The following is a 1,970-nucleotide window of genomic DNA, read 5'->3' as shown; positions in this document are numbered from 1 at the left end:
AACCAAGCACTGACTGTTGATATCTAAGCTTAAAATCTGTGCTTACCATTGCTTTTAGAAGCACCCAGTTTTTTCGCGAGAACAATTGTTTAATTTCCAATTAATTTCTCCTTGAGCCAATATCCTCTTGCCATGATGATGTTGCCATTAGTTGTTAATTTGTGGTACCTTGCTGTTGTCTACGAGGCGGATGTCACCGTCGGCGATGCCCTGCAAATGCCTGCCGTACGGGCTCTTCCCGTACCGTCTGGCCGACTCGAGCAACTCCTCCCGGCTGATCCACCCGTTCTCGTAGGCGATCTCCTCGACCACCGCGATCGGCAGGCCCTGCGCCCGCTGCACCGTACGCACGAACTCACCAGCCTCGAACAGACTGTCCATCGTACCCGTATCCAGCCACGCATACCCACGGCCCAACGTCCGCACCCGCAACGAACCATCCTCCAGATACATGCGGTTCAGATCCGTGATCTCCAACTCGCCACGCGCCGACGGACGCACCCGCTTCGCATACTCCACCACACGGTCATCATAGAAATACAAGCCCGTCACCGCGTAATTCGACCTGGGGTGCGCGGGCTTTTCCTCGATCGACACCGCCCTGCCCGACTCGTCGAAATCGACCACGCCATACCGCTCCGGATCATCCACGTAATAACCGAACACGCTCGACCGGCCAGCCTCCGCGTCACGCACCGCGCCACGCAACACACGGCCCAATCCGTTCCCGTAGAAGATATTATCCCCCAACACCAAAGCGCACGGGCCGCCCGCGATGAACTCCTCGCCCAGCAGGAACGCCTGCGCCAACCCGTCCGGGCTCGGCTGCACCTTATACGACAGATGCACCCCATACCGGGAACCATCACCCAGCAGACGCTCGAAATTCGGCAGGTCCTTCGGCGTCGAAATCAGCAGGATGTCCCGAATACCCGCCATCATCAACACGCTCAACGGGTAATACACCATCGGCTTGTCATACACCGGCAGCAACTGCTTCGACGTGACCGTCGTCAACGGATACAGGCGCGTACCCGAACCACCTGCAAGAATAATACCCTTCACCGCCAAACCTTCCTTCCAGCACACAAGGCCATGGACCATTTCAGTGTAATCTACTGGACGAACACGATGGAACCGCGAACCAGACTCTACGCGGTTCCATCGCAATTCACACCACACCCACAAAGCATGGGCCAACCGGGCATCACACGCGCGCGGCCAGCTCCGCCTTCACATACGCCTTCAACGACTCCTCCCAATCGGCGGGTGTATAGCCGACGGTCTCGATCTTGGACAGGTCGAGCGCCGAATGCACCGGGCGCGGCGAGACGGGGTTCTTGGCGGCCTCGAAATATTGCTGCGTCGAGACCGGCTTGACCGCACTGCCGTTGCCATTCGTGAGGTCGAACACCTCGGCGGCGATGTCCTTCCACGACCTGACCGCGCCCGACCCCGTGAGGTTGTACGTACCGTACGGAGCCGCGGAACCGAGCAGGTGGAAGATGGCCCCGGCCATGTCCTTCGTGAAGGTCAGACGCCCGTACTGGTCATCCACCACGGTCACCTGGTTCAGGGACTCGTCGGGGTCGGCCACGCGGTCCGACAGACCCATCATGGTCTTGACGAAATTATGGCCGTCGCCGATCACCCAGCTGGAACGCAGGATGTAATGCTGCGGCGCCTGCGCCACGGCGATGTCGCCCGCGGCCTTGGTCTGGCCGTAGACGCCCAGCGGCGCGAAACCTTCGGTCTCGGTGTGCTGGTCGCGCGTGCCATCGAACACATAGTCGGAGCTCACATGCACGAGCGTGATGTGGTGCTCGCGCGCGACCTTGGCCAGCAGCGCCGGACCCGTGGCATTCGCCTTCCACGCGGCGGTGCGGCCTTCACGCGTCTCAGCCTTGTCGACGGCCGTGAACGCTCCGGCGTTGATGATCGTCCCGTACAGGTCCCAATCGAACCGATCG

The 1,970-nt window shown here is 60.4% G+C and carries 2 protein-coding genes; both read right to left on the bottom strand.

Annotation, left to right across the window (positions count from 1 at the left end):
* Positions 1 to 147: 147 nt before the first annotated feature.
* Entirely contained in the window at positions 148 to 1,065 is a 918-nt protein-coding gene (gene rfbA, locus CQR48_RS02020; RefSeq protein WP_101451825.1) for a glucose-1-phosphate thymidylyltransferase RfbA, read from the bottom strand.
* Positions 1,066 to 1,207: 142 nt separating this feature from the next.
* Positions 1,208 to 1,970: SDR family oxidoreductase (locus CQR48_RS02015; RefSeq protein WP_143252454.1), on the bottom strand; the 763-nt coding region annotated here is incomplete at its 5' end.

Origin of the sequence: Bifidobacterium thermophilum (genome assembly GCF_002846655.1) — a bacterium.
GTDB lineage: Bacteria > Actinomycetota > Actinomycetes > Actinomycetales > Bifidobacteriaceae > Bifidobacterium > Bifidobacterium thermophilum.
Note: the sequence above shows the minus strand (reverse complement) of the source record. Positions and strands in the feature narration are given on the sequence as shown.